This window comes from Pseudomonas sp. FG13 (genome assembly GCF_057809755.1).
On sequence record NZ_JBMDKO010000067.1, the window covers coordinates 1 to 24,959 of the forward strand.

Below are 24,959 nucleotides of genomic sequence, written 5' to 3' on the forward strand. Positions count from 1 at the left end.
TGGCCGCCATGGGTCTGCTGGCCTAGGCCGATGTGGGAGCGAGCCTGCTCGCGATGGCGGAGGTACATCCAGCACACTGCAAACTGACCCACCACTATCGCAAGCACGCTTGCTCCCACAGAATCCGGTAAACTGCCGCACGTTTTTTCGTTGAGTGCGTTTTCCCATGCAAATTGCCCTGGCGCCCATGGAGGGGTTGGTCGACAACATCCTGCGGGACGTCCTGACACGCGTCGGCGGTATCGACTGGTGTGTGACCGAGTTCATCCGCGTCAATGATCGCCTGCTCACGCCGGCCTATTTCCACAAGCTCGCCCCGGAGCTGCTGACCGGCGCCCGGACCGCCGCCGGCGTGCCGCTGAGGGTGCAGTTGCTGGGCTCCGACCCGGTGTGCCTGGCGGAAAACGCTGCGTTGGCCTGTGAGTTGGGTTCGGAAGTCGTTGACCTGAATTTCGGCTGCCCGGCCAAGACGGTGAACAAGTCCAGGGGCGGCGCGGTATTGCTCAAGGAGCCGGAGCTGCTCAACGAAATCGTCGAACATGTCCGTCGCGCGGTGCCAAAGCACATTCCGGTCACCGCCAAGATGCGCCTGGGCTTCGACAGTCCGGACGGTGCGCTGGTCTGCGCCACGGCGCTGGCCGAAGGCGGGGCGGCGCACATCGTGGTGCACGCGCGGACCAAGACTGACGGCTACAAGCCGCCGGCCCATTGGGAGTGGATCCCCCGGGTGCAGGAAGTGGTCAAGGTGCCGGTGTTCGCCAATGGGGATATCTGGAGCGTCGAGGATTGGCGGCGTTGCCGTGAAATCAGCGGCGTAGAGGACATCATGCTCGGTCGTGGCCTCGTTTCCCGTCCGGACCTGGCCCGACAGATCGCCGCCGCCCGCGCTGGTGAAGAGGTGGTGCAGATGTCCTGGGCAGAGCTGCAACCGATGCTCCAGGATTTCTGGGTACAAGTGGTCGAACAGCTGACGCCGCGTCAGGCGCCCGGACGGTTGAAGCAGTGGCTGGCGATGCTGACCCGCAATTATCCTGAAGCGGTCGAGCTGTTTACCGCGCTGCGTCGGGAAACCGAGCTCGATGCCGTGGGCCATTTGCTGGGTGTGCAGCGCACCGAAGCGGCCTGAAAAAAATTTCGAAAAAAGCTCTTGAAAAGTATTTGGCGACCCCTAGATAAGGGGTACGCGATGCCGAATTCGGGTCGCGGAGACAAAAAACCTTGCTGAAGTTTTCAGGAGATTTGAATCATGAGTACTGCATTTTCGCTGGCCCCTCTGTTCCGTTCCTCGGTGGGCTTCGACCGTTTCAACGACCTGTTTGAAACCGCCCTGCGCAACGAACCGGGCAGCAGCTATCCACCCTACAACGTGGAAAAATACGGTGATGATGAATACCGTATCGTAGTCGCCGCCGCTGGCTTCCGGGAAGAAGACCTGGACCTGCAGGTGGAAAAAGGTGTGCTGACCATCAGCGGCGGTAAGCGCGAGGCCAGCAACGACAGCGTGACCTACCTGCATCAGGGCATCGCCCAGCGTGCATTCAAGCTGTCCTTCCGGTTGGCGGATCATATCGAGATCAAGTCCGCGGGCCTGAGCAACGGTCTGTTGAGCATCGACCTGTTGCGGGTGATTCCGGAAGAGGCGAAAGCCAAGCGCATCCCGATCAACGGTGCGCAGCAACAACCCGCGCTGCAGAACTGATGCATCGCAATTGAAAAAGGGCGCCGAAAGGGCGCCCTTTTTCATGCCGGTGATTTTATTGTGGCGAGGGGATGAATCCCCTCGCCACAGAAGACAGCTGCACTCGTTACGGCAGCAACCGCTCGAACGCATCCAACGGCAACGGCCGGCTGTGCAGGTAACCCTGGTACAGATGGCAGTCGAGCCCCTGCAGGAAGTGCAGTTGTTCCAGGGTTTCCACGCCTTCGGCAATCATTTCCAGGTTGAGGCTGCGGGCCATGGCGACGATGGCGCGGATGATCTCGGCGTCGTTGGGGTCGCTGGTGGCGTCGCGCACGAATGACTGGTCGATCTTCAGTGTGTCCACCGGCAGGCGCTTGAGGTAGGTCAGCGACGAATAACCGGTGCCGAAGTCATCCATGGCGAAGCTCACCCCCAACTTCTTGAGGCGACGCATCTTGCCGATGGTGTCGTCCAGGTTCTGGATCACGATGCCTTCGGTGATTTCCAGTTTCAACATGGTGCAGGGCAGGCCGTGGATCGTGAGGCTGTTTTCGATGCGTTCGACGAAGTCGCTCTGACGAAACTGGCGCGGGCTGATGTTCACGCACAGGCTGAACCGCTGCGGATCGATCTTGCCCTTCGCAATCAATTGCTTGAAGCCATTGCAGGCTTCATCGAGGATCCAGGTGCCCACTTCCAGGATCAACCCGCTGTCTTCCAGGACCTTGATGAACTCGTTGGGCGACTGTGCGCCCAGTTCGGGATGATGCCAGCGCACCAGCGCTTCGGCACCGACGATACGGTTGTCCCGGGCGTCGACCTGAGGTTGGAAGTGCAGGCTGAACTCGTCGCGGGCCAGGGCCTGGCGCAGGTCGGTTTCCATGCGCAGCCGTTCACTGGCCGCCTTCTGCATGGTGGCGTGGAACATCTGCGAGGTGTTGCGCCCCGAATCCTTGGCGCGATAGAGCGCAATGTCTGCGCGCTTGAGCAGATCGGTCGGGGTGGAACCGTGGTCGGGAATCAGCGCCATGCCGATGCTGGGCGTGACCTGCAATCGCTGGCCGTCGAGGAACATCGGCTCTGAAAGCAGTTCGCGCAGGGTGTCGGCCAGCTTCTGCACCTGCTCGCTGACTTCGTTGCGGGTGCCTTCCAGGCCGCTGAGCAACACCACGAACTCGTCACCGCCCAGTCGTGCGACGGTGTCCTCCAGGCGAACGCTGGCTTCCAGGCGCGCGGTGATGATTTTCAGCACGGTGTCACCCACTGGGTGCCCCAGGGAGTCGTTGATGTGCTTGAAGTGGTCAAGATCGAGGAACAGCAGCGCACCGCGCAAATTATGGCGTTTGAGCAGGGCGATCTGCTGGCTGAGCCGGTCCATCAGCAAGGCCCGGTTGGGCAGGTTGGTCAGCGGATCGTGATAGGCCAGGTGACGGATCTGGGCTTCGGCGTTGCGCAGCAGGCTCACGTCCCGGGCGGTCAGCAACAGGCAGTCCGTTTCGTTGAGCATGATGGGCTCGACCGACACCTCAACCGTGAGCAATTCCCCACGTTTGTTGCGTCCGAGCATTTCCTGGTGGTGCACACGGCCCTTGAGTTGCAATTCGGCCAGCAGGGACGCGCGTTGTTTTTCCTCGGCCCAGATGCCCACCTCGTACACCGTGTGTCCTATCACCTCGTCGGAGCGGTAGCCGGTCAGGCGGCAGAAACCGTCGTTGACCTCAAGGTAGCGGCCGCTTTCGCGTTCGGTGATGGTGATGGCGTCAGGGCTGGAGTGGAACGCCTTGGCGAATTTCTCCTCGCTGGCCTTCAGGGCCGCTTCGGAGCGTTGTTGCTGGGTGATGTCCCGCAGGGTGGTGACGATGCAGGGCTGGTTGCTGACGTTGATCTGCCGGCTGGAGATCACGCAGGTCAGCGGCTGGCCGTTCTTGTGATGGACGACAATGGCAACGTTGTTCAGCGATTGCTCGCGAATCACCCGTTCGATGCGTTGCAGGCTGTTGCCCGAGGCGTCCCAGAGGCCGATTTCGTCGGCACTGCGGCCGATCACATCACTGGCGGACCAGCCGAAGGTCTGGGTGAAGCTGGAGTTGATTTCAAGGAAGCGGCTGCTTTCCTGGTGGGTGACGCAGATCGGATCGGGGCTGACCTGGAACAGCGTGGCGAATTTTTCCTCGGACGCCGCCAGGCTCTGCTCGCGCTGGACCTGATCGGTGATGTCCAGCAAGGTGCCGGCCATGCGCTGGGGGCTGCCGTCTTCGTTGCGGTAGAGGCGGGCGCGGCTCTCCAGGTAACGGGAGCTGCCATCCGGCAATTGCACGCGGTAGGTCAGTTGATAATTGCCCGCCGGGCCTTCGCGCAGGCTGCGATACGCATTGCGCATGTTGTTGCGCTCTTCGTCGGGCACCCCTTCGAAAAAAGCGTCGAATGATTCGTGGAACGGCTTGGGCTCCAGGCCATGGAGCTGCGCGGCACGGGCCGAGCCGTAGAGCATGCCGCTGGGTATGTGCCAGTCCCAAGTGCCCAACTGCGCCGAGTCGAGGGCCAGGTCGAGGCGTTCCTGGCTGTCCTTGAGGGCCAGTTCGGCCAGTTTGCGTTCAGTGGTGTCGAGAAACGTGCTCAGCAGATAGGGCTGCCCTTCAAGTTCGACCTTTTGCGCGCTGAGGATGCCGTTGTGGATCTGGCCGTTACTGGCGCGGAATTCCACCTCCATGCTCACCAGTTCGCCCTTGGCCTTGGTGGCTTCCACCAGTCTTGCCCGCTGGCTGGGATCGACCCACAGGCCCAGTTCCAGGGTGGTACGGCCGATGACATCGTGCACCGGCCAGCCGAACAGGCTTTCGAAATACTGGTTGGCTTCGCTGATCAGCCCGTCTTCCTGGCGGGTCAGCAGCACCATGTTCGGGCAGAGGTGAAAGAGCGTGGCAAAGCGTTTCTCCGAGCTGCGCAAGGCCTGTTCGCGCTCGCGCTGGTGGGTGATCTCACGGATGACCCCGATCATGCGCGGGCGTCCGTGCTTGTCGGGCGATACGCTGCCGCTGATTTCCAGCCAGTGCAGGCTGCCGTCGGGCCAGACAATGCGATGGTGCATCGCCTGTTCCAGCGGCGCGCCGGCCACGGCCGCGTGAAAGGCGCGGATGGCCTTGGTGCGGTCCTCGGGCAATAGCAGGTCCAGGTAATCCACATCCCCTGGCAGCGGTTGGCGCGGGTCGAAGCCGAACAGCGCCTGGGTGCCCCTGGACCAACTGATCCGCCCGGTATCGATGTCCCACGACCAGGCCCCCAGCCGCGCTCCGTTCAGCGCGGCCAGCAACTGCGGCGCGCTGTCCCAGCTTTGCTCCGACCGTTTCGGGTCAAGCGCCTGGATACGCGGCAGGGGCGGGAGATGGTCAGCGGGTTTGGGCATTATCTAGCGAGCCTTGGGCAGTGAGCGTTAAGCGCAGGCATTTTCGGCTCTATAGGAGTAGCACAACCTATGCCCTTGTCCCTGGCAGATCGATTTGTGCGTCCAATAAGGACATGAAAGCGCGCGCAGCATTCGACAGCGTCCGTTCAGTGTGCACGATATAGCCTAGCTGGCGACTGAGCTGTATGCCCGGCAAAGGGATGCGCGCCACCTGATCGTCGAGCATGGTGCGCGGCAGGACGCTCCAGGCCAGCCCGATGGAGACCATCATCTTTATGGTTTCCAGATAATTCGTGCTCATGGCGATGTTCGGTGTCAGGCCCTGAGCCTCGAACAGGCGCCGGACGATGTGGTGGGTAAAGGTGTTGCCCCCTGGAAAAACCGCGGGGTGCAGGGCGATATCCGCCAGGCTGACCGCGCGGTTGTCCAGCAACGCATGTTCCGGCGCCACCACGAAATCCAGGGGGTCGTCCCACACCGGCGTGGCACGCATCAGCGCATGCGGCTCGGGGGCGAGGGTGATGACCGCCAGTTCCGCCCGTCCGTGAAGAATTTCTTCGTAGGCCACTTCCGAATCCAGGAACTGAATGTCCAGCGCCACTTGTGGATAACGTCGGGTGAATTCCCTCAATAGAGGCGGGAGGCGGTGCAGGCCGATGTGATGGCTGGTGGCGAGCGTCAGGCGGCCGGTGACTTCGCCGGTCAGGTTGGTCAGGGCACGACGGGTGTCATCCAGCACATTGAGGATCTGATAGGCCCGTGGCAGCAGGGCCCGACCCGCCTCGGTCAGGCCGATTTCACGGCCCAACCGGTCGAACAGGCGGACATTGAGCTGCTGTTCCAGCCCGGCGATACGCTTGCTGATGGCCGGCTGGGTCAGGTGCAGGCGTTCACCGGCGCCGGAGAAACTGCCCGTCTCGGCAATGGCGATAAAGGCGTTGAGGTTGGCGAGGTCCATGGCAGTCTTTGTTGAATTCCTGTTGGTTATGCAAAGTATAAAAATTATGAATTTGAGTTATTTAATGTAGCCCCATACCATCAGCCTCACAAGCCAAAGGGTTATTGAGTCGTTCAAGACCCGGGGCATAGAAACAAGCTGATGAGGAACCGTCTGATGGCCGGCAAAACGCTCTACGACAAGCTCTGGGATTCGCATTTGGTCAAGCAGCGCGACGATGGCTCGGCGCTGATCTATATCGACCGTCACATCATCCACGAAGTGACCTCGCCACAAGCCTTCGAAGGGCTGCGCCTGGCCGGGCGCAAGCCATGGCGGATCGATGCCAACATCGCGACCCCGGACCACAACGTGCCGACCACACCGGAGCGCAAGGGCGGTATCGAAGCCATTGTCGACCAGGTTTCGCGTTTGCAGGTCCAGACCCTCGATGACAACTGTGACGAATACGGCATCGTTGAATTCAAGATGAACGACGTACGCCAGGGCATCGTCCACGTCATCGGCCCGGAGCAGGGCGCGACCTTGCCCGGCATGACCGTGGTCTGCGGCGACTCCCACACCTCCACCCACGGCGCTTTTGGTGCCTTGGCCCACGGCATCGGCACCTCCGAGGTCGAGCATGTGCTCGCCACCCAGTGCCTGGTGGCCAAGAAAATGAAGAACATGCTGGTGCGCGTCGAGGGCAAGCTGCCGTTCGGCGTGACCGCCAAGGACATCGTCCTGGCTGTGATCGGCAAAATCGGCACCGCTGGCGGTAACGGCCATGCCATCGAGTTCGCCGGCAGCGCGATCCGCGACCTGTCCGTCGAAGGCCGCATGACCATCTGCAACATGTCCATCGAAGCCGGTGCCCGCGTGGGCCTGGTGGCTGCCGATGAAAAGACCGTCGAGTACGTCAAGGGTCGTCCGTTCGCCCCGAAAGGCGCCGAGTGGGACCTGGCGGTAGAGGCCTGGAAAGACCTGGTGTCCGACGCCGACGCCAGGTTCGACACGGTGGTCGAGCTCGATGCCACTCAGATCAAGCCGCAGGTCAGCTGGGGCACTTCGCCCGAGATGGTCCTGGCGGTGGATCAGAAGGTGCCGGATCCGGCCAAGGAAATGGACCTGGTCAAGCGCGACTCCATCGTGCGCGCCTTGAAGTACATGGGCTTGAGCGCGAACCAGGCGATCACCGACATTCAGCTCGACCGCGTGTTCATCGGTTCCTGCACCAACTCGCGGATCGAAGACCTGCGCGCCGCAGCAGTGATTGCCAAGGGCCGCAAGGTCGCCTCGACCATCAAACAGGCCATCGTGGTACCGGGTTCGGGCCTGGTGAAGGCCCAGGCCGAAGCGGAAGGGCTGGACAAGGTGTTCATCGAAGCCGGTTTCGAGTGGCGTGAGCCAGGGTGCTCGATGTGCCTGGCGATGAACCCGGACCGCCTGGAGTCGGGCGAGCATTGCGCCTCTACCTCCAACCGTAACTTCGAAGGCCGTCAGGGCGCCGGTGGGCGTACCCACCTGGTCAGCCCGGCCATGGCCGCGGCGGCTGCCGTCAACGGCCGTTTCGTCGACGTTCGTGAATTGATCTGAAGGAGAGCGCAGCATGAAAGCTTTTACCCAGCACACTGGTCTTGTCGCGCCTCTGGATCGTGCCAACGTCGACACCGACCAGATCATTCCCAAGCAATTCCTGAAGTCCATCAAGCGCACCGGCTTCGGTCCGAACCTGTTCGACGAATGGCGTTACCTGGATGTGGGCCAGCCCTACCAGGACAACTCCAAGCGGCCGCTGAACAAGGACTTCGTGCTCAACGCCGAGCGCTACCAGGGCGCCAGCGTGTTGCTGGCCCGGGAGAACTTCGGTTGCGGTTCGAGCCGCGAACACGCGCCTTGGGCCCTTGAAGAGTACGGCTTCCGCAGCATCATCGCGCCGAGCTACGCCGACATCTTCTTCAACAACAGCTTCAAGAACGGTTTGCTGCCGATCATCCTCAGCGATGCTGAAGTGGACGAGCTGTTCCAGCAGGTCGAGGCCAACCCGGGCTACCAGTTGCAGATCGACCTCGCAGCCCAGACCGTGACCCGTCCCGACGGCAAGGTGTTGAGCTTCGAGATCGATGCGTTTCGCAAACATTGCCTGCTCAACGGGCTGGACGACATCGGTTTGACCCTGCAGGACAGCGAGGCGATTGCCGCGTTCGAAGCGAAGCATCGGGCGAGCCAGCCTTGGTTGTTTCGCGAGGCTTGATTTCGCGTAAGGCGTGACAACGCTATCGCGAGCAGGCTCGCTCCCACATTGGATTTGCGGTGTACCCAAAACCCTGTGGGAGCGAGCCCGCTCGCGAAGAGGCCAGCCCAGGCACTACAACACCCTAAGGACATCCCATGACCAGCACCGCCCACAGTCAGGTTGTACAAAAGCAATTCGGTGAACAGGCCTCGGCCTATCTGAGCAGTGCCGTGCACGCCCAGGGCGCCGAATTCGCGCTGCTGCAGGCGGCACTGGCGGGGAAGGACAATGCCCGTGTGCTGGACCTGGGATGCGGCGCCGGCCACGTGAGTTTTCACGTGGCGCCATTGGCCGGTGAAGTGGTGGCCTACGACCTGTCCCAGCAGATGCTGGACGTGGTGGCCACGGCGGCAGTGGGGCGTGGCTTGGGTAACATCGCCACGGTGTGCGGTGCCGCCGAGCGCTTGCCGTTCGCCGATGGCGAGTTCGACTTCGTGTTCAGCCGCTATTCGGCGCATCATTGGAGCGACCTGGGTTTGGCGTTGCGCGAAGTGCGCCGCGTGCTCAAGCCGGGTGGGGTGATGGCGTTCATTGATATCCTGTCGCCCGGCACGCCGTTGCTGGATACCTACCTGCAAAGCGTCGAAGTACTGCGCGACACCAGCCATGTGCGTGACTATTCGGCCGCCGAGTGGCTGCGCCAGGTCAGCGAAGCGGGGCTGCAGGTGAGCAGCACCTCTCGCCAACGCTTGCGCCTGGAATACCACTCCTGGGTCGAGCGCATGCGCACACCCGAGGTGATGCGTGGTGCGATTCTCGAGCTGCAACGCGCGATGGGCGATGAAGTGCGTGAATATTTCGAAATTGAGGCCGATGGTTCTTTCAGTACGGATGTACTGGTGCTGTGGGCCGAGCGATAGCATTTTTCCTGGTGCCCGGAAGTAGAAAACCTGGCGCGCCGGTACAACAAACGAGGAAAGCATGAGCAAGCAGATTCTGATTCTCCCAGGCGACGGTATTGGCCCGGAAATCATGGCCGAAGCGGTCAAGGTCCTGGAACTGGCGAACGACAAGTACGGCCTGGGCTTCGAGCTCAGCCACGACGTGATCGGCGGTGCTGCCATCGACAAGCACGGCGTGCCCCTGGCCGATGAAACCCTGGACCGTGCACGCGCGGCCGATGCCGTGCTGCTGGGGGCCGTGGGTGGCCCGAAATGGGACAAGATCGAGCGCGACATCCGCCCCGAGCGCGGCCTGCTGAAGATCCGTGCGCAACTGGGCCTGTTCGGCAACCTGCGCCCGGCGATCCTCTATCCGCAACTGGCCGACGCTTCGAGCCTGAAGCCGGAAATCGTTTCGGGCCTGGATATCCTTATCGTCCGTGAACTGACCGGCGGTATCTACTTCGGTGCCCCGCGTGGTACTCGCGAGTTGGATAATGGCGAGCGTCAGGCCTACGACACCCTGCCGTACAGCGAGAGCGAAATCCGCCGTATCGCCCGGGTCGGCTTCGACATGGCCCGCGTGCGTGGCAAGAAGCTGTGCTCGGTGGACAAGGCCAACGTGCTGGCGTCCAGCCAACTGTGGCGCGAAGTGGTCGAGCAGGTGGCCAAGGATTACCCGGACATCGAACTGAGCCACATGTACGTCGACAACGCCGCGATGCAACTGGTGCGCGCACCGAAGCAGTTCGACGTGATCGTCACTGACAACATGTTCGGCGACATCCTGTCGGACGAAGCGTCGATGCTCACCGGTTCCATCGGCATGCTGCCGTCGGCCTCCCTGGATGCCAACAACAAAGGCATGTACGAGCCGTGCCACGGTTCGGCGCCGGACATTGCCGGGCAGGGCATTGCCAACCCGTTGGCGACTATCCTGTCGGTGTCGATGATGCTTCGCTACAGCTTCAACCTCAATGACGCCGCCGATGCCATTGAAAAGGCCGTCAGCGTGGTGTTGGACCAGGGTTTGCGCACCGGCGACATCTGGTCGGCCGGTTGTACCAAAGTCGGTACGCAGCAAATGGGCGACGCGGTAGTCGCCGCGCTGCGGAATCTGTAATCTCTCCGGTCCACCGCTTCGACGGTGGCCCACTTTTGTATAGGTGCAGTTGCGATGAAACGTGTAGGTCTGATCGGTTGGCGGGGCATGGTCGGTTCCGTGCTCATGCAGCGAATGCTGGAAGAGCAGGATTTCGATCTCATCGAGCCGGTGTTCTTCACCACTTCCAATGTCGGTGGCCAGGGCCCGTCCGTGGGCAAGGACACCGGTGCGCTCAAGGATGCCTACAGCATTGAAGAGCTCAAGACCCTCGATGTGATCCTGACGTGCCAGGGCGGCGACTACACCAGCGAAGTCTTCCCGAAACTGCGCGAGGCCGGCTGGCAGGGCTACTGGATCGACGCCGCTTCCAGCCTGCGCATGCAGGACGACGCGGTGATCATCCTCGACCCGGTCAACCGCAAGGTCATCGACCAGCAACTGGACGCCGGCACCAAGAACTACATCGGCGGCAACTGCACCGTCAGCCTGATGCTGATGGGCCTGGGCGGCCTGTTCGAAGCCGGTCTGGTGGAGTGGATGAGCGCCATGACCTATCAGGCGGCTTCCGGTGCCGGCGCGCAGAACATGCGTGAGCTGATCAAGCAGATGGGCGCGACCCACGCCGCCGTCGCCGATGACCTGGCCAACCCGGCCAGCGCCATCCTGGACATCGACCGCAAGGTCGCCGAGGCGATGCGCAGCGATGCCTACCCGACCGAGAACTTCGGTGTGCCGCTGGCCGGCAGCCTGATTCCTTGGATCGACAAGGAGCTGCCGAACGGTCAGAGCCGCGAAGAGTGGAAGGCCCAGGCCGAAACCAACAAGATCCTCGGTCGCTTCAAGAGCCCGATCCCGGTGGACGGCATTTGCGTGCGCATCGGCGCCATGCGCTGCCACAGCCAAGCGCTGACCATCAAGCTGAACAAGGACGTGCCGATCGCCGACATCGAAGGGTTGATCAGCCAGCACAATCCTTGGGTCAAGCTGGTGCCGAACAACCGCGAAACCAGCATGCAGGAGCTGAGCCCGACCAAGGTCACCGGCACCCTGAACGTGCCGGTGGGACGCCTGCGCAAGCTGAACATGGGCTCGCAATTCGTCGGTGCCTTCACCGTCGGCGACCAACTGCTGTGGGGCGCGGCCGAACCGCTGCGTCGCATGCTGCGGATCTTGCTCGAGCGTTGATCCTTGCTGCTGTGAAAGAACCCGTGCCTTGCGAGAGGTACGGGTTTTTTTATGGGTGTTGCATTGGCAATGAGATCGCCGTCGCGAGCAAGCTATGCTCCCACAATGAAACTCTCACAGTGGGTCTTCAATGAGCACCGGGCTTGTGGGAGCAAGGCTTGCCCGCGATTTGGTTGATGCAGTCAGCGCAAGAACTCCCCGCCAATTGCCTGCATACCAGCCACCCGGTAAAGTGCCGCTCCCCACGCATTACCCGAGGTAGACCCCATGAGCCAGTCCTTTGACATCGCCGTGATCGGCGCCACCGGTACGGTCGGCGAAACCCTCGTCCAGATCCTCGAAGAGCGGGATTTTCCCGTTGGCAACCTGCACCTGCTGGCCAGCAGTGAGTCGGCAGGCAGTTCGGTGATGTTCCGCAACAAAAACGTGCGGGTACGAGAAGTCGACGAGTTCGATTTCAGCAAAGTGCAATTGGTATTTTTCGCGGCCGGTCCGGCGGTGACCCTGAGCTTCGCCCCGCGTGCCACGGCCGCCGGTTGCGCGCTCATCGACCTGTCCGGTGCCCTGCCGCCGGAACAGGCACCGCAGATCGTGCCGGAAGCCAACGCCCAGGTGCTGGCGGGCCTCGGCAAGCCGTTCCAGGTCAGCAGCCCGAGTGCATCGGCCACCGCACTGGCCGTGGCGCTGGCCCCGTTGCGCGGATGCCTGGATCTACAGCGCATCAGCCTGACCGCCAGCCTCGCCGTGTCGGCCCAGGGTCGAGTCGCCGTGAGCGAGTTGGCGCGCCAGACCGCCGAGTTGCTCAACGCCCGTCCACTGGAGCCGACCTTCTTCGACCGGCAGATGGCGTTCAACCTGTTGGCCCAGGTCGGTACCCCGGACGAACAGGGCCATACACCGCTGGAAAAACGCCTGGTGCGTGAGTTGCGCCAGGTGCTGGATCAACCTTTGTTAAAGATTTCCGTCACTTGCATTCAAGCCCCGGTGTTTTTTGGCGATAGCTTTAGCGTGACCGTGCAGTCTGCGAACGCCGTCGACCTGAAGAAAGTCAACGCGGCCCTGGAAGCGGCCCCCGGCATCGAACTGGTGGAGGAGGGCGACTACCCGACGCCGGTTGGCGATGCGGTGGGGCAGGATGTGGTTTATGTAGGGCGTGTGCGCGGCGGTATCGACGATCCGACGGAACTGAATATGTGGCTGACGACGGATAACGTGCGCAAGGGCGCGGCGCTCAACGCAGTGCAGGTGGCGGAGTTGTTGATAAAAGACCTGCTGTAAAAGATACTTGGCAACAATTTGTCGAATGATTCTAGGCGGGCGCTATGCTTGGCCTGGACGCTGAAGGCGAAAATCTCCCGCTGGGGACGTTCCCGGGCATGAGTAGAAACGATCGTGCACCTGTCGTTTTGGGGGGCGCGAAATGCCTTGCGGCAGCGACATCAATACCTTCTCGCTGGCCGAGGAATGTTCAAACAAAGGAAGAGGCTATGGTTCAAGTTCGCAAACTGGTGTTAGCAATAGCGGCCGCCTCGGCGCTGTCCTCCGGTATGGCGCAAGCGCTCGGGCTCGGGGAATTGACCCTGAAGTCGACGCCGAACCAGCCTCTGGTCGCGGAGATCGAGCTGCTCGATGTCCAGCAACTGACCGCCGCCGAAGTCGTGCCGAGCCTGGCCTCGCCTGAAGATTTCGCCAAAGCCGGCGTCGACCGCCAGGCGTTTCTCAATGACCTGACGTTCACCCCGGTGATCAACGCCAATGGCAAGAGCGTCCTGCGGGTGACCTCCAGTCGGCCGCTGTCCGAGCCGCTGGTCAAGTTCCTCGTGCAGGTGATGTGGCCCAACGGCCGCCTGCTGCGTGACTACAGCGTGTTGCTCGACCCGTCCAAGTTCTCGCCCCAGGCTGCCGAGGCTGCCCGACCGAAACCGCCCCAGGTGGTGTCGACGCCGGTCACTGGCGCCACCAAGTCGTCCCAGTACACCACCACGCCGCGCGATACCCTCTGGGAAATCGCCGCCAAGGCCCGCAACGGTGGGTCGGTCCAGCAAACCATGCTGGCGATCCAGGCGTTGAACCCGCACGCTTTCATCAACGGCAATATCAACCTGCTCAAGACCGGCCAGGTCCTGCGCATGCCGGATCCGGTGCAAAGCACCGCGTTGCCGCAACCCCAGGCCATCGCCGAAGTGGCTGCGCAGAACGCCGCCTGGCGCCAGGGACGCCAAGGCCGTGCGACCGCCGCACCTGGTGGCCGGCAGCAACTGGACGCGACCAAGCGTGGTCAGAGTGAAGCCGCACCGGCACAGACCGCTGGCCGCGATAACCTGAGCCTAGTGACGGCCGAGTCTGCGAAGGCAGGCAAGGGCAAAGGCAAGGGGGCTGCCGGCGATGCCCAGGCCCTGAGCAACAAGCTCGCGGTCACCCAGGAAAGCCTCGACTCGGCTCGTCGTGACAATGAAGAGCTGAAAAGCCGCATGGCGGATCTGCAGAGCCAGTTGGATAAGCTGCAGCGCCTGATCGAGCTGAAGAATAATCAACTGGCGAAGATGCAGGCCGAAGGGGCTGCGGTTCCGCCAGCCAACGAAGCGCCGCCGGCGATGTCGGCGCAGTTGACGCCCGCACCCTCGGCGCAGGTTCCGGCACCGGCACCGCAAGCCGCTCCCGAAGCGACGCCCGAGGCGACGCCACCGGCTGCTCCGGCCGAGGCTCCGGCGGCACCCAGCGAACAAAAATACAACGACCTGCTGACCAACCCGATCCTGCTCGGCTTGATCGGTGGTGGTGCGTTGGTCCTGCTGTTGCTGCTGCTGTTGTTGTTGGCCCGCCGCCGCAAGGCCCAACAAGAAGCCGAGAAACATCTGCGCATGGCCCGAGCCCTCGAGGAGGAGGCCGACTTCTCCCCGGAGCTCGATCTGCCCCCGAGCAGCTTCGAGGGCATTGAAGTACCCGCGCCAAGCGTCAAGCTCGACCCTAAGCCGGCTCCTGCGCCGGCGCCCAAGCCCATTCCCCAGCCGGCCCCTGTGGTCGCGCCGGTGGTGGTCTCGCCACCTATCGCCGCGCCCTTGGTCGCCCCCGCTGCCGATCGTTTCGACGACGTGCTGGACCAGGCTCAGGCCCACATCGATCGCGGTCGCTTGAACCAGGCGGCCGATCAGCTCGAGCAAGGCATCAAGGCTGAGCCACAGCGCAGCGACCTGCGTCTGAAGTTGATGGAAGTCTATGGTCTGCAAGGCGACCGCGACGCGTTTGTTGCCCAGGAACGCCAGTTGGTGGCCAATGGTGAAAACTTCGCCCAGGTCGAGCAACTCAAGAGCCGCTTCCCGGCCATGGTGGTTGCCACCAGCGCCGGTCTGGCCGCGGCGGCGGTGGCTGCCGAGCTGGACGCCCAGTATGTCAAGGAGCTGCTGGAAGAAACGCCGGCAACCAATGAAGAGCTGGACAATGCCTTCGATCTGAGCCTGGATGACCTGGAAAACACACCAGCGGCGCCGACACCTGAGCCGGTACCGGAGCTGGATGCTTTCCCGATGGACGACGATCTGAGCTTCGAATCGGTGCTCAAGCAACAGACTGAAGCCAACGAAAGTCTGGACGATCTGTCGGAGTTCGACCTGGACCTGGGCGCCGATGCGCCGGCCCCAGCCCTGGACGACGAGGATTTCCTGCTGGACCTGGGCGACGATCTCAAAGGCCTGGACGAGCCTGTGGCCGAGGCGCCAGCCTTGCTCGACACCCCGGCCGACGATCTCGAACTGCCAGCGGATTTCGATCTGTCCCTGGCCGACGAAATGGACGCGCCGAAGGATGCCTTCGAGTCCGAGCTGGACGATGTCAACGCTGAACTGGATCGCTTGTCCGACAGCCTGGGCCAGCCAACTTTCACGGCGGAAGACGCCCTGGCCGGTGTCGAAGATGAGCCGGACTTCGACTTCCTCAGCGGCACCGATGAAGTAGCCACCAAGCTCGACCTGGCCCAGGCCTACATCGACATGGGCGACCATGACGGTGCCCGGGATATCCTCGGCGAAGTCCTCAGCGAAGGCGATGCCACCCAGAAGAGCGAAGCGCAGGAGATGCTGGCGCGCCTGGCGTGAGATGTTCGCAGTGACAGGAGCGGCAGCCATTGAGGCTGCCGTTTTTGTTTGGGGCGTTCAGGTGGGCCTCATCGCGAGCAGGCTCGCTCCCACAAAGTTTTGTGAGCGCTGCAAATCCCCTGTGGGAGCGAGCCTGCTCGCGATAAGGCCAGCACATCCGGCACCGGATCAACGGTTGCACTGGCATCCCACCCCGCCGGCCTTATAATGCCCGCCTTTGCGTACCTCAGCAGGCTGTAACTCCTTGGCAAACATAGACAACCCGGCTGCCGAAATGGCGGCTGACGGCTTTTTCCGGATCGCCCTGGGCGTTGAATACAAAGGCTCGCGTTATCGCGGCTGGCAGCGCCAGGCCTCCGGCGTTGCGACCGTGCAGGAAACCCTTGAAAACGCGCTGTCCAAAGTCGCCGATTCACCGGTGGCGCTGCACTGCGCCGGGCGCACCGATGCCGGCGTGCACGCCTGCGGCCAGGTGGTGCATTTCGACACCCAGGTCGAGCGTTCGATGAAGGCCTGGGTCATGGGGGCCAACATCAACCTGCCCCATGACGTCAGCGTCAGCTGGGCCAAGGTGATGCCGGCGCATTTCCATGCGCGCTTCAAGGCCATCGCCCGGCGTTATCGCTATGTAATCTACAACGATCAGATCCGTCCGGCGCACCTGAACGAGGAAATCACCTGGAACCACCGTCCGCTGGACGTCGAGCGCATGGCCGAAGCCGCGCAGTACCTGGTCGGGGTTCACGATTTCAGCGCCTTTCGTGCCGGTCAGTGCCAGGCCAAGTCGCCGATCAAGGAGTTGCATCACCTGCGCGTGACCCGTCACGGCAAGATGATCGTGCTCGATATCCGCGCCAGTGCATTCCTGCACCACATGGTGCGCAACATCGCCGGCGTGCTGATGACCATCGGTGCCGGTGAGCGGCCGGTGGAGTGGGTCAAGGAAGTGCTCGACAGCCGCATCCGCCGGTCCGGCGGCGTGACGGCGCATCCGTTTGGCTTGTACCTGGTGCAGGTTGAATACCGCGACGAGTTCGAGCTGCCGGAGCGTTACATCGGGCCACATTTCCTCACGGGCTTCTCGGAACTCGACGGCTGACGCCCTCCGCTGCATTTGCTACCATCCGGGACTTTCACGGATTTAGCTGGGGTTTTGACAACATGTCGGTCGTTCGCAGCAAGATTTGCGGGATCACCCGCGTCGAGGACGCGCTGGCAGCTGTCGAGGCCGGAGCCGATGCCATCGGGCTGGTGTTCTATGCCAAGAGCCCGCGGGCGGTGACCGTGCAGCAGGCGAGGGCGATCATCCAGGCCTTGCCGCCGTTCGTGACCCCGGTCGGCCTGTTCGTCAATGCCAGTCGTTGCGAGTTGGGCGAGATACTCGATGCGGTGCCGCTGGGGCTGTTGCAGTTCCATGGCGACGAGGGGCCGGCCGATTGCGAAGGCTGGCACCGTCCCTACATCAAGGCGCTGCGGGTCAAGGCGGGGGATGACATCGCGGCTGCGTGCGAGACGTTTGCCAGCGCCAGTGGCATTTTGCTGGACACCTATGTGGAGGGCGTTCCCGGCGGTACCGGTGAAGCATTCGATTGGTCGCTGGTGCCCCGTGGCCTGAGCAAGCCGATCGTCCTCGCCGGTGGCCTGACGGCTGACAATGTGGCCGAAGCAATTCGCCAGGTTCGTCCTTACGCGGTGGATGTGAGCGGCGGGGTGGAGCAGGGCAAGGGCATCAAGGATCCGGCGAAGATCCGGGCGTTCATGGCCGCTGTGCGCAGCAGCCAGTTGCCAATGTGACGGCTGGCAGACTGCCGCCGTCCATACCTGCACTGTACAAGCAGGCAGGCACCGCCTCCGGGCGGGCCGATAGCGTAGCGGCAACCGCGGTGCAGCGGTTGCAGGAATGGTTGAGGAAGGTTGGGCTGCACGCAGGTCATGTTTAGCGCTGACCGTGGTGGCTTTTCGGCCCTCGCCGCACAATGAATTTAGCTCAAGGGCATACGCGGGGCCGCGAACCAGAGCGTTCGGGCCGCCGGTACTGGAGAAAGAAAGCATGAGCAACTGGTTGGTAGACAAACTGATCCCTTCGATCATGCGTTCCGAGGTGAAGAAAAGCTCGGTGCCTGAAGGTTTGTGGCACAAGTGTCCATCCTGCGAAGCGGTGCTGTACCGCCCGGAGCTGGAAAAGACCCTGGACGTTTGCCCCAAGTGCAACCACCACATGCGCATTGGCGCGCGTGCCCGTATCGATATTTTCCTGGACGCCGAAGGCCGTGTTGAGCTGGGTGCCGACCTGGAGCCCGTGGATCGCCTGAAATTCCGCGACGGCAAGAAGTACAAGGATCGCCTGACCGCGGCCCAGAAGCAGACCGGCGAGAAAGACGCCCTGGTGTCCATGAGCGGCACCCTGCTGGGCATGCCGGTGGTGGTCTCGGCCTTCGAGTTCTCCTTCATGGGTGGTTCCATGGGCGCCATCGTCGGTGAGCGTTTCGTTCGCGCCGCCAACTATGCCCTGGAAAACCGTTGCCCAATGATCTGCTTCGCTGCTTCCGGCGGCGCGCGGATGCAGGAAGCGCTGATCTCGCTGATGCAGATGGCGAAGACCTCCGCCGTCCTGGCGCGTCTGCGCGAAGAAGGCCTTCCGTTCATCTCGGTGCTGACCGATCCGGTCTACGGCGGCGTTTCCGCCAGCCTGGCAATGCTGGGCGACGTGATCGTCGGCGAGCCGAAAGCCCTGATCGGCTTCGCCGGCCCGCGGGTCATCGAGCAAACCGTGCGCGAAAAACTGCCGGAAGGCTTCCAGCGCAGTGAGTTCCTGCTGGAGCACGGTGCCATCGACATGATCATCCATCGCCAGGAACTGCGTCCGCGCCTGGGTAACCTGTTGGCTCAACTGATGGGCTTGCCGACGCCTCAGTACGTCGCCGCACCCATCGAACCGATGGTGGTTCCGCCGGTGCCTGCCGGGCTATGACCGAACGCACCCTGGGCGACTGGCTGGCCTACCTCGAGCAATTGCATCCATCTGCCATCGATATGGGACTGGAGCGCTCGCAAGCGGTCATGTCCCGCATGGGACTGGGCAAGCCGGCGCCCCGGGTCATCACCGTCACCGGCACCAACGGCAAGGGCTCGACCTGTGCCTTCTTGGCCTCGCTGCTGCGGGCCCAGGGGTTGAGCGTCGGTGTCTACAGTTCGCCACACCTGCTGCGTTATAACGAGCGGGTGCAGGTCAACGGCGTCGAAGCCGCCGATGCCGAGCTGTGCGAGGCTTTCGCCGCGGTGGACGCCGGACGGGGTGAAATCTCCCTCACGTACTTCGAGATGGGCACCCTGGCGGCCTTCTGGCTGTTCGCCCGTGCCGGCCTCGACGCCGTTGTGCTGGAAGTCGGCCTGGGCGGGCGACTGGACACGGTCAACCTGGTGGACGCGGACATTGCATTGGTCACCAGTATCGGCGTGGACCATGCCGATTACCTGGGCGATACCCGTGAATCCGTGGCCTTCGAGAAGGCCGGTATCTTTCGTCAGGGCGCGCCTGCGCTCTGCGGCGATCTCAATCCTCCGCAACCGCTGTTGGACAAGGTTCGGGAACTGGCCTGTCCGTTTTTCCTGCGGGGACGGGATTTCGATCTGGCCATGACCGAGCAGCATTGGCAATGGCGTGGCAGCGATCTCCAGGGCTATCCGGTGGAGTTGCGCGACCTGCCGCTGCTGGATCTGCCGATGGAAAACGCCGCACTGGCGCTCCAGGCCTACCTGCTGCTGGGGTTGCCGTGGGACGCCGGGCAAATCGTAAAGGCGTTGCAGGCGACTCGTATCGTCGGTCGTCTTGATCGACGCCAGTTCCAGTGGCAAGGCAAGCGTCTGAACCTGTTGCTGGATGTCGGCCACAACCCCCACGCGGCGCAATACCTGGCCGAACGCCTGGCGCGGCGGTCGGTGGCGGGACGGCGCCTGGCGGTGTTCGGACTGCTGTCCGACAAGGATCTGGATGGCGTGGTCGAGGCGTTGGATGCTAGTGTCCAGCACTGGGCGGTAACGCCCCTGGATTCACCGCGCTCACGTCCCGCCGCTGAATTGCAGGCGGCCTTGCAGCGTCGTGGCGCTTCGGTGGATGCTTACGACAGTGTGGCCGCTGCGTTGGAAGGGCAGTGCGCCGTGGCAACGGCCGATGACGAAATCCTGTTGTTCGGATCATTTTTTTGCGTCGCCGAGGCCCTGCAATGGCTGGCCCGGCGCTCCACGGAGGAAGCTGCAGATGGCATTGCTGGATAAGGCATACAAGCAGCGCATGGTGGGGGCCCTGGTATTGGTGGCCCTGGCGGTGATTTTCCTGCCGATGCTGTTTTCCCGTCAGGACGAGCAGCGCCAGGTCACGGTCGATGCACCCGCCGCGCCCCAAGCGCCATCGGTCTCGCCTGTGCAGGTCGAACCGGTGACGGTGCCCGAGCCGCAGGCGCTGCCTCAGGAGCCCGTCCCGAGTGATGAGGAGCTGGCTGAGCAACCGGCCACGCCTTCTGCACCTGTCCCTGCGGCGCCGACGGTATCGAGCAAGCCCGTTGTCGCTCCGGCTCCAGCGCCCGTTCCGGCGACTCCAGCGGTCAAGCCGGCGCCGACCCAGCCGATAACTGCGGCGCCGACCAAGCCCGACACCAGCCAGAGTCGCGTGGACGCCAACGGGTTGTCGGTCAGTTGGTCCGTGCAACTGGCCAGTCTGACCAGCCGCGAAAGCGCGGAGAACCTGCAGAAATCCCTGCGTAGCCAGGGCTACAATGCCTACATCCGTTCCGCCGATGGCAAGAATCGGGTGTTTGTCGGTCCGCTGATCGAGCGTGCCGAAGCCGATCGCCTGCGCGATCTGCTCGGACGGCAACAAAATCTCAAGGGTTTTGTGGTGCGATTCCAGCCGGAACGCGGCTAAGTAGCTGATTTTCCTCTCACTGATAATCGCAGCTTACCGACAGCCCTGGGCTCTGCTAAAATGCGCCGCCTTATCCGTCCGTAGGCTGCACCGTGCCATTTACCTGGGTTGACTGGGCGATCGTTGCGATCATCGCCATCTCCGCATTGATCAGTCTGAGCCGAGGCTTCGTCAAGGAAGCCCTCTCGCTGCTGACCTGGATCATCGCGGGAATCGTCGCCTGGATGTTTGGTGGCTCGCTGTCCCAGTACCTCGCCGGATACATCGAAACGCCGTCGGCTCGCGTGATCGCGGGTTGTGCCATCTTGTTTATCGCCACCTTGCTGGTTGGCGCAATGATCAACTATCTGATCGGCGAACTGATTCGCGTCACCGGGCTTTCCGGGACGGACCGGTTCCTGGGCATGGCCTTTGGCGCCGCGCGTGGCGCGTTGCTGGTGGTCGTGGCCGTCGGGCTGCTGAGCCTGGGGCCGGTACAACAGGATTCGTGGTGGCAGGAGTCCCGGCTCGTGCCACAATTTCTATTGGTCGCAGACTGGTCCAAGAACCTGATCCTGGGTTGGAGCAGTCAGTGGCTTGCCAGCGGTATCAGCGTACCCGCTGAAATACCGTTCAAGGAACACCTCTTGCCGACGGCCAAAACGCCGCAGTGAGTGTTGTTCAGTTCAGATCCATTAAGTAGGGGTTGCGTCGCATGTGTGGCATCGTCGGTATCGTCGGTAAGTCGAACGTCAATCAGGCGCTGTATGACGCGCTAACCGTGCTCCAGCACCGCGGCCAGGACGCTGCCGGTATCGTGACCAGCCATGACGGCCGGTTATTCCTGCGCAAGGACAACGGTCTGGTGCGTGATGTGTTCCACCAGCGTCACATGCAGCGCCTGGTCGGCCACATGGGCATCGGCCATGTGCGCTACCCGACGGCGGGCAGCTCGACTTCCGCCGAAGCCCAGCCGTTCTATGTCAACTCGCCGTACGGCATCACCCTGGCGCACAACGGTAACCTGACCAACGTCGAGCAGTTGGCCAAGGAGATCTACGAGTCTGACCTGCGCCACGTCAACACCAATTCCGACTCGGAAGTGATGCTCAACGTGTTCGCCCACGAGCTGGCCCAGCGGGGCAAGCTGCAACCGACCGAAGAAGACGTGTTCGCCGCCGTGACCGACGTGCATAACCGTTGCGTCGGTGGTTACTCGGTGGTGGCGATGGTCACCGGCTACGGTATCGTCGGTTTCCGCGACCCCCACGGCATTCGTCCTATCGTCTTCGGCCAGCGTCACACCGACGAAGGCGTCGAGTACATGATCGCCTCCGAGAGCGTTTCCCTGGACGTGCTGGGTTTCACCCTGATTCGCGACCTGGCCCCGGGCGAAGCGGTCTACATCACTGAAGACGGCCAGTTGTTCACCCGCCAGTGCGCGACCAACCCGAGCCTTACACCGTGCATTTTCGAACACGTCTACCTGGCGCGTCCGGACTCGATCATCGACGGCATCTCGGTCTACAAGGCCCGCCTGCGCATGGGCGAGAAGCTGGCCGACAAGATCCTGCGCGAGCGTCCGGACCATGACATCGACGTGGTCATCCCGATCCCGGACACCAGCCGCACCGCGGCCCTGGAGCTGGCGAACCACCTGGGCGTCAAGTTCCGCGAAGGCTTCGTGAAGAACCGCTACATCGGCCGGACCTTCATCATGCCGGGCCAGGCTGCACGGAAAAAGTCCGTGCGCCAGAAGCTCAATGCCATCGAGCTGGAGTTCCGCGGCAAGAACGTGATGCTGGTGGACGACTCCATCGTACGTGGCACTACCTGCAAGCAGATCATCCAGATGGCCCGCGAAGCCGGCGCCAAGAATGTGTACTTCTGCTCGGCGGCCCCGGCCGTGCGCTACCCGAACGTCTACGGCATCGACATGCCGAGTGCCCATGAGCTGATCGCTCATAACCGCACGACCCAGGAGGTCGCCGACCTGATCGGTGCCGACTGGCTGATCTACCAGGACCTGCCGGACTTGATCGAAGCCGTGGGCGGCGGCAAGATCAAGATCGAACAGTTCGACTGCGCGGTGTTCGACGGCAAGTACGTTACCGGCGACATCGACGAGGCCTACCTGAACAAGATCGAAAGCGCCCGCAACGATGCGTCCAAGGCCAAGACCCAGGCGGTCAGTGCGATCATCGATCTGTACAACAACTAAAAGTGACAAACCGGCCCTGAGGGGCCGGTTTGCGTTTGACCGATTGCAGGAGTGACAGCATGAGTCAGGATTGGGATGCCGGTCGGCTGGACAGCGACCTTGAAGGCGTAGCGTTCGACACCCTGGCGGTTCGCGCTGGCCAGCACCGCACGCCGGAAGCCGAACACGGCGATCCGATGTTCTTCACCTCCAGCTACGTGTTCCGTACCGCCGCCGACGCGGCAGCACGGTTCGCCGGTGAAGTACCGGGCAATGTCTACTCGCGCTACACCAACCCCACCGTGCGCGCTTTCGAAGAGCGTATTGCCGCACTGGAAGGTGCCGAGCAGGCGGTTGCCACCGCCACCGGCATGGCGGCGATCATGGCCGTGGTGATGAGCCTGTGCAGCGCCGGCGACCACGTACTGGTATCGCGCAGCGTTTTCGGCTCGACCATCAGCCTGTTCGAAAAGTACTTCAAGCGCTTCGGCGTGGAGGTCGATTACGTGCCCCTGGCGGATTTGTCCGCTTGGGATGCGGCGATCAAGGCCAATACCAAATTGCTGTTTGTCGAGTCACCGTCCAACCCCTTGGCCGAACTGGTGGACATAGCCGCGTTGGCGGAAATCGCCCACGCCAAGGGCGCCATGCTGGTGGTCGACAACTGTTTCTGCACCCCGGCGCTGCAACAACCGTTGAAGCTGGGCGCGGACGTGGTGGTGCATTCGGCTACCAAATTCATCGACGGCCAGGGTCGTTGCATGGGCGGCGTGGTGGCCGGTCGCGGTGAGCAGATGAAAGAAGTGGTGGGCTTTTTGCGCACCGCCGGTCCGACCCTCAGCCCGTTCAACGCCTGGGTCTTCCTCAAGGGCCTGGAAACCCTGGGTCTGCGCATGAAAGCCCATTGTGCCAATGCCCAGGCCCTGGCCGAGTGGCTGGAGCAGCAGGACGGCATCGAGAAAGTCCATTACGCCGGCCTCAAGAGCCATCCGCAACACGACCTGGCCCTGCGTCAGCAGCGCGGTTTCGGTGCCGTGGTGAGCTTCGAGGTCAAGGGGGGCAAGGAGGGCGCCTGGCGCTTCATCGATGCTACCCGGCTGGTGTCCATCACCGCCAACCTGGGGGACAGCAAGACCACCATCACCCACCCGAGCACCACCTCTCACGGCCGCCTGTCGCCCCAGGAGCGTGAAGCAGCGGGGATCCGCGACAGCCTGATCCGCGTCGCGGTCGGCCTGGAAGACGTGGCCGACCTGCAAGCTGACCTGGCGCGTGGGTTGGCGGCCTTGTGATCGAGCTGGCAACGCCGCCGAGCGGCACCCATGGCCGGGTTGCACTGGTGACGGGCGCCGCCCGGGGTATAGGCCTGGGCATCGCCGCCTGGCTGATCTGTGAAGGCTGGCAAGTGGTGCTGACCGATCTGGATCGCGAGCGCGGTTCCAAGGTTGCCAAAACGTTGGGCGATAACGCCTGGTTCATCGCCATGGACGTGGCGGACGAAGCCCAGGTCGCCACGGGGATCGCCGAGGTGCTGGGCCAGTTCGGCCGGCTCGACGCGCTGGTGTGCAACGCGGCCATTGCCGACCCGCACAACATCACCCTCGAAAGCCTGGACCTGGCCCATTGGAATCGGGTCCTGGCGGTGAACCTCGGTGGACCGATGCTGCTGGCCAAGCACTGTGCGCCTTATTTGCGGGCCCACAACGGCGCCATCGTCAACCTGGCCTCGACCCGTGCCGCACAGTCGGAACCCGACACCGAAGCCTATGCCGCAAGCAAAGGTGGCCTGTTGGCCCTGACCCATGCCTTGGCGATCAGCCTCGGGCCGGAGATCCGGGTCAACGCCGTCAGCCCTGGCTGGATCGACGCACGGGACCCGTCCCTGCGCCGTTCAGAACCACTGACCGACGCCGATCACGCCCAGCATCCAGCGGGTAGGGTAGGCACGGTAGAGGATGTGGCGGCGATGGTGGCGTGGCTGTTGTCGCGCAATGCCGGTTTCGTCACGGGCCAGGAGTTCGTGGTGGACGGCGGCATGACCAAGAAAATGATCTATGAATGAAGCAGCTGCAAGTGGCGAGCTGCAAGCTGCAAGCGGTTTTGCGGTGTTGGCGTTTCTGCTTGCAGCTTGAAGCTTGTCGCTCGACGTTGTTTTTGAAAAAAATCCAACCCTGCTATTGACTTAGCTTCGGTACCTGCGTAAATTTCGCGGCCTCAGCGAAGCAAAGGGTGATTAGCTCAGCCGGGAGAGCGTCTGCCTTACAAGCAGAATGTCGGCGG

20 protein-coding genes are annotated in these 24,959 nt (G+C 62.7%); 18 read left to right on the plus strand and 2 right to left on the minus strand.

The genetic code is table 11. From position 1 onward, the window contains the following. Positions 1-166 precede the first annotated feature (166 nt). A complete protein-coding gene (locus tag ACODTO_RS27500; RefSeq protein ID WP_024779169.1) occupies positions 167-1,126 on the plus strand; it encodes a tRNA dihydrouridine synthase in 960 nt (319 codons plus the stop codon). Between the two features lie 120 nt (positions 1,127-1,246). Beyond that, positions 1,247-1,699 carry an Hsp20 family protein gene (locus ACODTO_RS27505; RefSeq protein ID WP_047700569.1) on the plus strand — a complete coding sequence of 151 codons (453 nt, stop codon included), beginning with the start codon at positions 1,247-1,249 and terminating at the stop codon, positions 1,697-1,699. 106 nt (positions 1,700-1,805) lie between these two features. On the opposite strand, the gene ACODTO_RS27510 is transcribed toward ACODTO_RS27505, so the two are convergent. Together ACODTO_RS27510 and ACODTO_RS27515 are read right to left on the minus strand one after the other, a co-directional pair. Then, entirely contained in the window at positions 1,806-5,084 is a 3,279-nt protein-coding gene (locus tag ACODTO_RS27510) for an EAL domain-containing protein (RefSeq protein WP_139644611.1), read from the minus strand. 67 nt (positions 5,085-5,151) lie between these two features. Then, on the minus strand, positions 5,152-6,042 hold the full coding sequence (locus ACODTO_RS27515) for a LysR family transcriptional regulator (protein ID WP_175363729.1): 891 nt from the start codon (positions 6,040-6,042) through the stop codon (positions 5,152-5,154). A 156-nt stretch (positions 6,043-6,198) separates the two neighbouring features. Between ACODTO_RS27515 and leuC the strand changes: the two genes are divergently transcribed. The 16 genes from leuC (at position 6,199) to ACODTO_RS27595 (ending at position 24,741) form a co-directional block, all read left to right on the plus strand. After that, positions 6,199-7,617, plus strand: coding sequence for a 3-isopropylmalate dehydratase large subunit (leuC, locus tag ACODTO_RS27520; RefSeq protein WP_139644606.1), 1,419 nt, complete (start codon positions 6,199-6,201; stop codon positions 7,615-7,617). 13 nt (positions 7,618-7,630) lie between these two features. Next, a complete protein-coding gene (leuD, locus tag ACODTO_RS27525; protein ID WP_175363730.1) occupies positions 7,631-8,275 on the plus strand; it encodes a 3-isopropylmalate dehydratase small subunit in 645 nt (214 codons plus the stop codon). Positions 8,276-8,412: 137 nt separating this feature from the next. Next, on the plus strand, positions 8,413-9,177 hold the full coding sequence (locus tag ACODTO_RS27530; protein WP_139644603.1) for a class I SAM-dependent methyltransferase: 765 nt from the start codon (positions 8,413-8,415) through the stop codon (positions 9,175-9,177). A gap of 61 nt (positions 9,178-9,238) precedes the next feature. Continuing rightward, a complete protein-coding gene (gene leuB / locus ACODTO_RS27535) occupies positions 9,239-10,321 on the plus strand; it encodes a 3-isopropylmalate dehydrogenase (protein WP_139644601.1) in 1,083 nt (360 codons plus the stop codon). A gap of 54 nt (positions 10,322-10,375) precedes the next feature. After that, positions 10,376-11,488 carry an aspartate-semialdehyde dehydrogenase gene (asd, locus tag ACODTO_RS27540; RefSeq protein WP_024779161.1) on the plus strand — a complete coding sequence of 371 codons (1,113 nt, stop codon included), beginning with the start codon at positions 10,376-10,378 and terminating at the stop codon, positions 11,486-11,488. A gap of 267 nt (positions 11,489-11,755) precedes the next feature. Then, on the plus strand, positions 11,756-12,766 hold the full coding sequence (locus ACODTO_RS27545; RefSeq protein WP_175363731.1) for an aspartate-semialdehyde dehydrogenase: 1,011 nt from the start codon (positions 11,756-11,758) through the stop codon (positions 12,764-12,766). Between the two features lie 209 nt (positions 12,767-12,975). After that, entirely contained in the window at positions 12,976-15,579 is a 2,604-nt protein-coding gene (locus tag ACODTO_RS27550; RefSeq protein WP_489107355.1) for a motility hub landmark protein FimV, read from the plus strand. A gap of 274 nt (positions 15,580-15,853) precedes the next feature. Next, a complete protein-coding gene (truA, locus tag ACODTO_RS27555) occupies positions 15,854-16,678 on the plus strand; it encodes a tRNA pseudouridine(38-40) synthase TruA (RefSeq protein WP_139644700.1) in 825 nt (274 codons plus the stop codon). A 62-nt stretch (positions 16,679-16,740) separates the two neighbouring features. Continuing rightward, positions 16,741-17,373 carry a phosphoribosylanthranilate isomerase gene (locus ACODTO_RS27560; RefSeq protein WP_139644595.1) on the plus strand — a complete coding sequence of 211 codons (633 nt, stop codon included), beginning with the start codon at positions 16,741-16,743 and terminating at the stop codon, positions 17,371-17,373. A gap of 256 nt (positions 17,374-17,629) precedes the next feature. Next, positions 17,630-18,550: an acetyl-CoA carboxylase, carboxyltransferase subunit beta gene (accD, locus tag ACODTO_RS27565; protein WP_024779156.1), complete on the plus strand. Its 921-nt coding sequence runs from the start codon at positions 17,630-17,632 to the stop codon at positions 18,548-18,550. Then, positions 18,547-19,854 (plus strand): bifunctional tetrahydrofolate synthase/dihydrofolate synthase, encoded by a 1,308-nt coding sequence (folC, locus tag ACODTO_RS27570; protein ID WP_489107356.1) that lies wholly within the window; start codon positions 18,547-18,549, stop codon positions 19,852-19,854. Before accD ends, folC begins: the two co-directional genes overlap by 4 nt. Beyond that, the gene (locus ACODTO_RS27575; protein WP_489107357.1) at positions 19,838-20,500 is read left to right on the plus strand and encodes an SPOR domain-containing protein; all 663 of its coding nucleotides are present in this window, start codon (positions 19,838-19,840) and stop codon (positions 20,498-20,500) included. The genes folC and ACODTO_RS27575 overlap by 17 nt, the downstream gene beginning before the upstream one ends. A gap of 92 nt (positions 20,501-20,592) precedes the next feature. Then, entirely contained in the window at positions 20,593-21,153 is a 561-nt protein-coding gene (locus ACODTO_RS27580; RefSeq protein ID WP_041023745.1) for a CvpA family protein, read from the plus strand. Between the two features lie 41 nt (positions 21,154-21,194). Next, positions 21,195-22,700, plus strand: a complete 1,506-nt coding sequence (purF, locus tag ACODTO_RS27585) for an amidophosphoribosyltransferase (protein WP_139644589.1) — start codon at positions 21,195-21,197, stop codon at positions 22,698-22,700. A 59-nt stretch (positions 22,701-22,759) separates the two neighbouring features. Further along, complete coding sequence (locus ACODTO_RS27590) at positions 22,760-23,971, plus strand: O-succinylhomoserine sulfhydrylase (protein WP_489107358.1); 1,212 nt, start codon at positions 22,760-22,762, stop codon at positions 23,969-23,971. Next, positions 23,968-24,741 carry an SDR family oxidoreductase gene (locus tag ACODTO_RS27595; protein WP_175363735.1) on the plus strand — a complete coding sequence of 258 codons (774 nt, stop codon included), beginning with the start codon at positions 23,968-23,970 and terminating at the stop codon, positions 24,739-24,741. The genes ACODTO_RS27590 and ACODTO_RS27595 overlap by 4 nt, the downstream gene beginning before the upstream one ends. Positions 24,742-24,959 lie beyond the last annotated feature (218 nt).

Bases quoted from the DNA above. Each gene is read 5' to 3' on its own strand.
- ACODTO_RS27550 (WP_489107355.1), top strand. From the start codon at position 12,976: ATGGTTCAAGTTCGCAAACTGGTGTTAGCAATAGCGGCCGCCTCGGCG.
- ACODTO_RS27575 (WP_489107357.1), top strand. From the start codon at position 19,838: ATGGCATTGCTGGATAAGGCATACAAGCAGCGCATGGTGGGGGCCCTG.
- folC (WP_489107356.1), top strand. From the start codon at position 18,547: ATGACCGAACGCACCCTGGGCGACTGGCTGGCCTACCTCGAGCAATTG.
- leuB (WP_139644601.1), top strand. From the start codon at position 9,239: ATGAGCAAGCAGATTCTGATTCTCCCAGGCGACGGTATTGGCCCGGAA.
- purF (WP_139644589.1), top strand. From the start codon at position 21,195: ATGTGTGGCATCGTCGGTATCGTCGGTAAGTCGAACGTCAATCAGGCG.
- ACODTO_RS27505 (WP_047700569.1), top strand. From the start codon at position 1,247: ATGAGTACTGCATTTTCGCTGGCCCCTCTGTTCCGTTCCTCGGTGGGC.
- truA (WP_139644700.1), top strand. From the start codon at position 15,854: ATGGCGGCTGACGGCTTTTTCCGGATCGCCCTGGGCGTTGAATACAAA.
- leuD (WP_175363730.1), top strand. From the start codon at position 7,631: ATGAAAGCTTTTACCCAGCACACTGGTCTTGTCGCGCCTCTGGATCGT.
- ACODTO_RS27530 (WP_139644603.1), top strand. From the start codon at position 8,413: ATGACCAGCACCGCCCACAGTCAGGTTGTACAAAAGCAATTCGGTGAA.
- ACODTO_RS27510 (WP_139644611.1), bottom strand. From the start codon at position 5,084: ATGCCCAAACCCGCTGACCATCTCCCGCCCCTGCCGCGTATCCAGGCG.
- ACODTO_RS27515 (WP_175363729.1), bottom strand. From the start codon at position 6,042: ATGGACCTCGCCAACCTCAACGCCTTTATCGCCATTGCCGAGACGGGC.
- leuC (WP_139644606.1), top strand. From the start codon at position 6,199: ATGGCCGGCAAAACGCTCTACGACAAGCTCTGGGATTCGCATTTGGTC.
- asd (WP_024779161.1), top strand. From the start codon at position 10,376: ATGAAACGTGTAGGTCTGATCGGTTGGCGGGGCATGGTCGGTTCCGTG.
- ACODTO_RS27560 (WP_139644595.1), top strand. From the start codon at position 16,741: ATGTCGGTCGTTCGCAGCAAGATTTGCGGGATCACCCGCGTCGAGGAC.
- accD (WP_024779156.1), top strand. From the start codon at position 17,630: ATGAGCAACTGGTTGGTAGACAAACTGATCCCTTCGATCATGCGTTCC.
- ACODTO_RS27500 (WP_024779169.1), top strand. From the start codon at position 167: ATGCAAATTGCCCTGGCGCCCATGGAGGGGTTGGTCGACAACATCCTG.
- ACODTO_RS27545 (WP_175363731.1), top strand. From the start codon at position 11,756: ATGAGCCAGTCCTTTGACATCGCCGTGATCGGCGCCACCGGTACGGTC.
- ACODTO_RS27590 (WP_489107358.1), top strand. From the start codon at position 22,760: ATGAGTCAGGATTGGGATGCCGGTCGGCTGGACAGCGACCTTGAAGGC.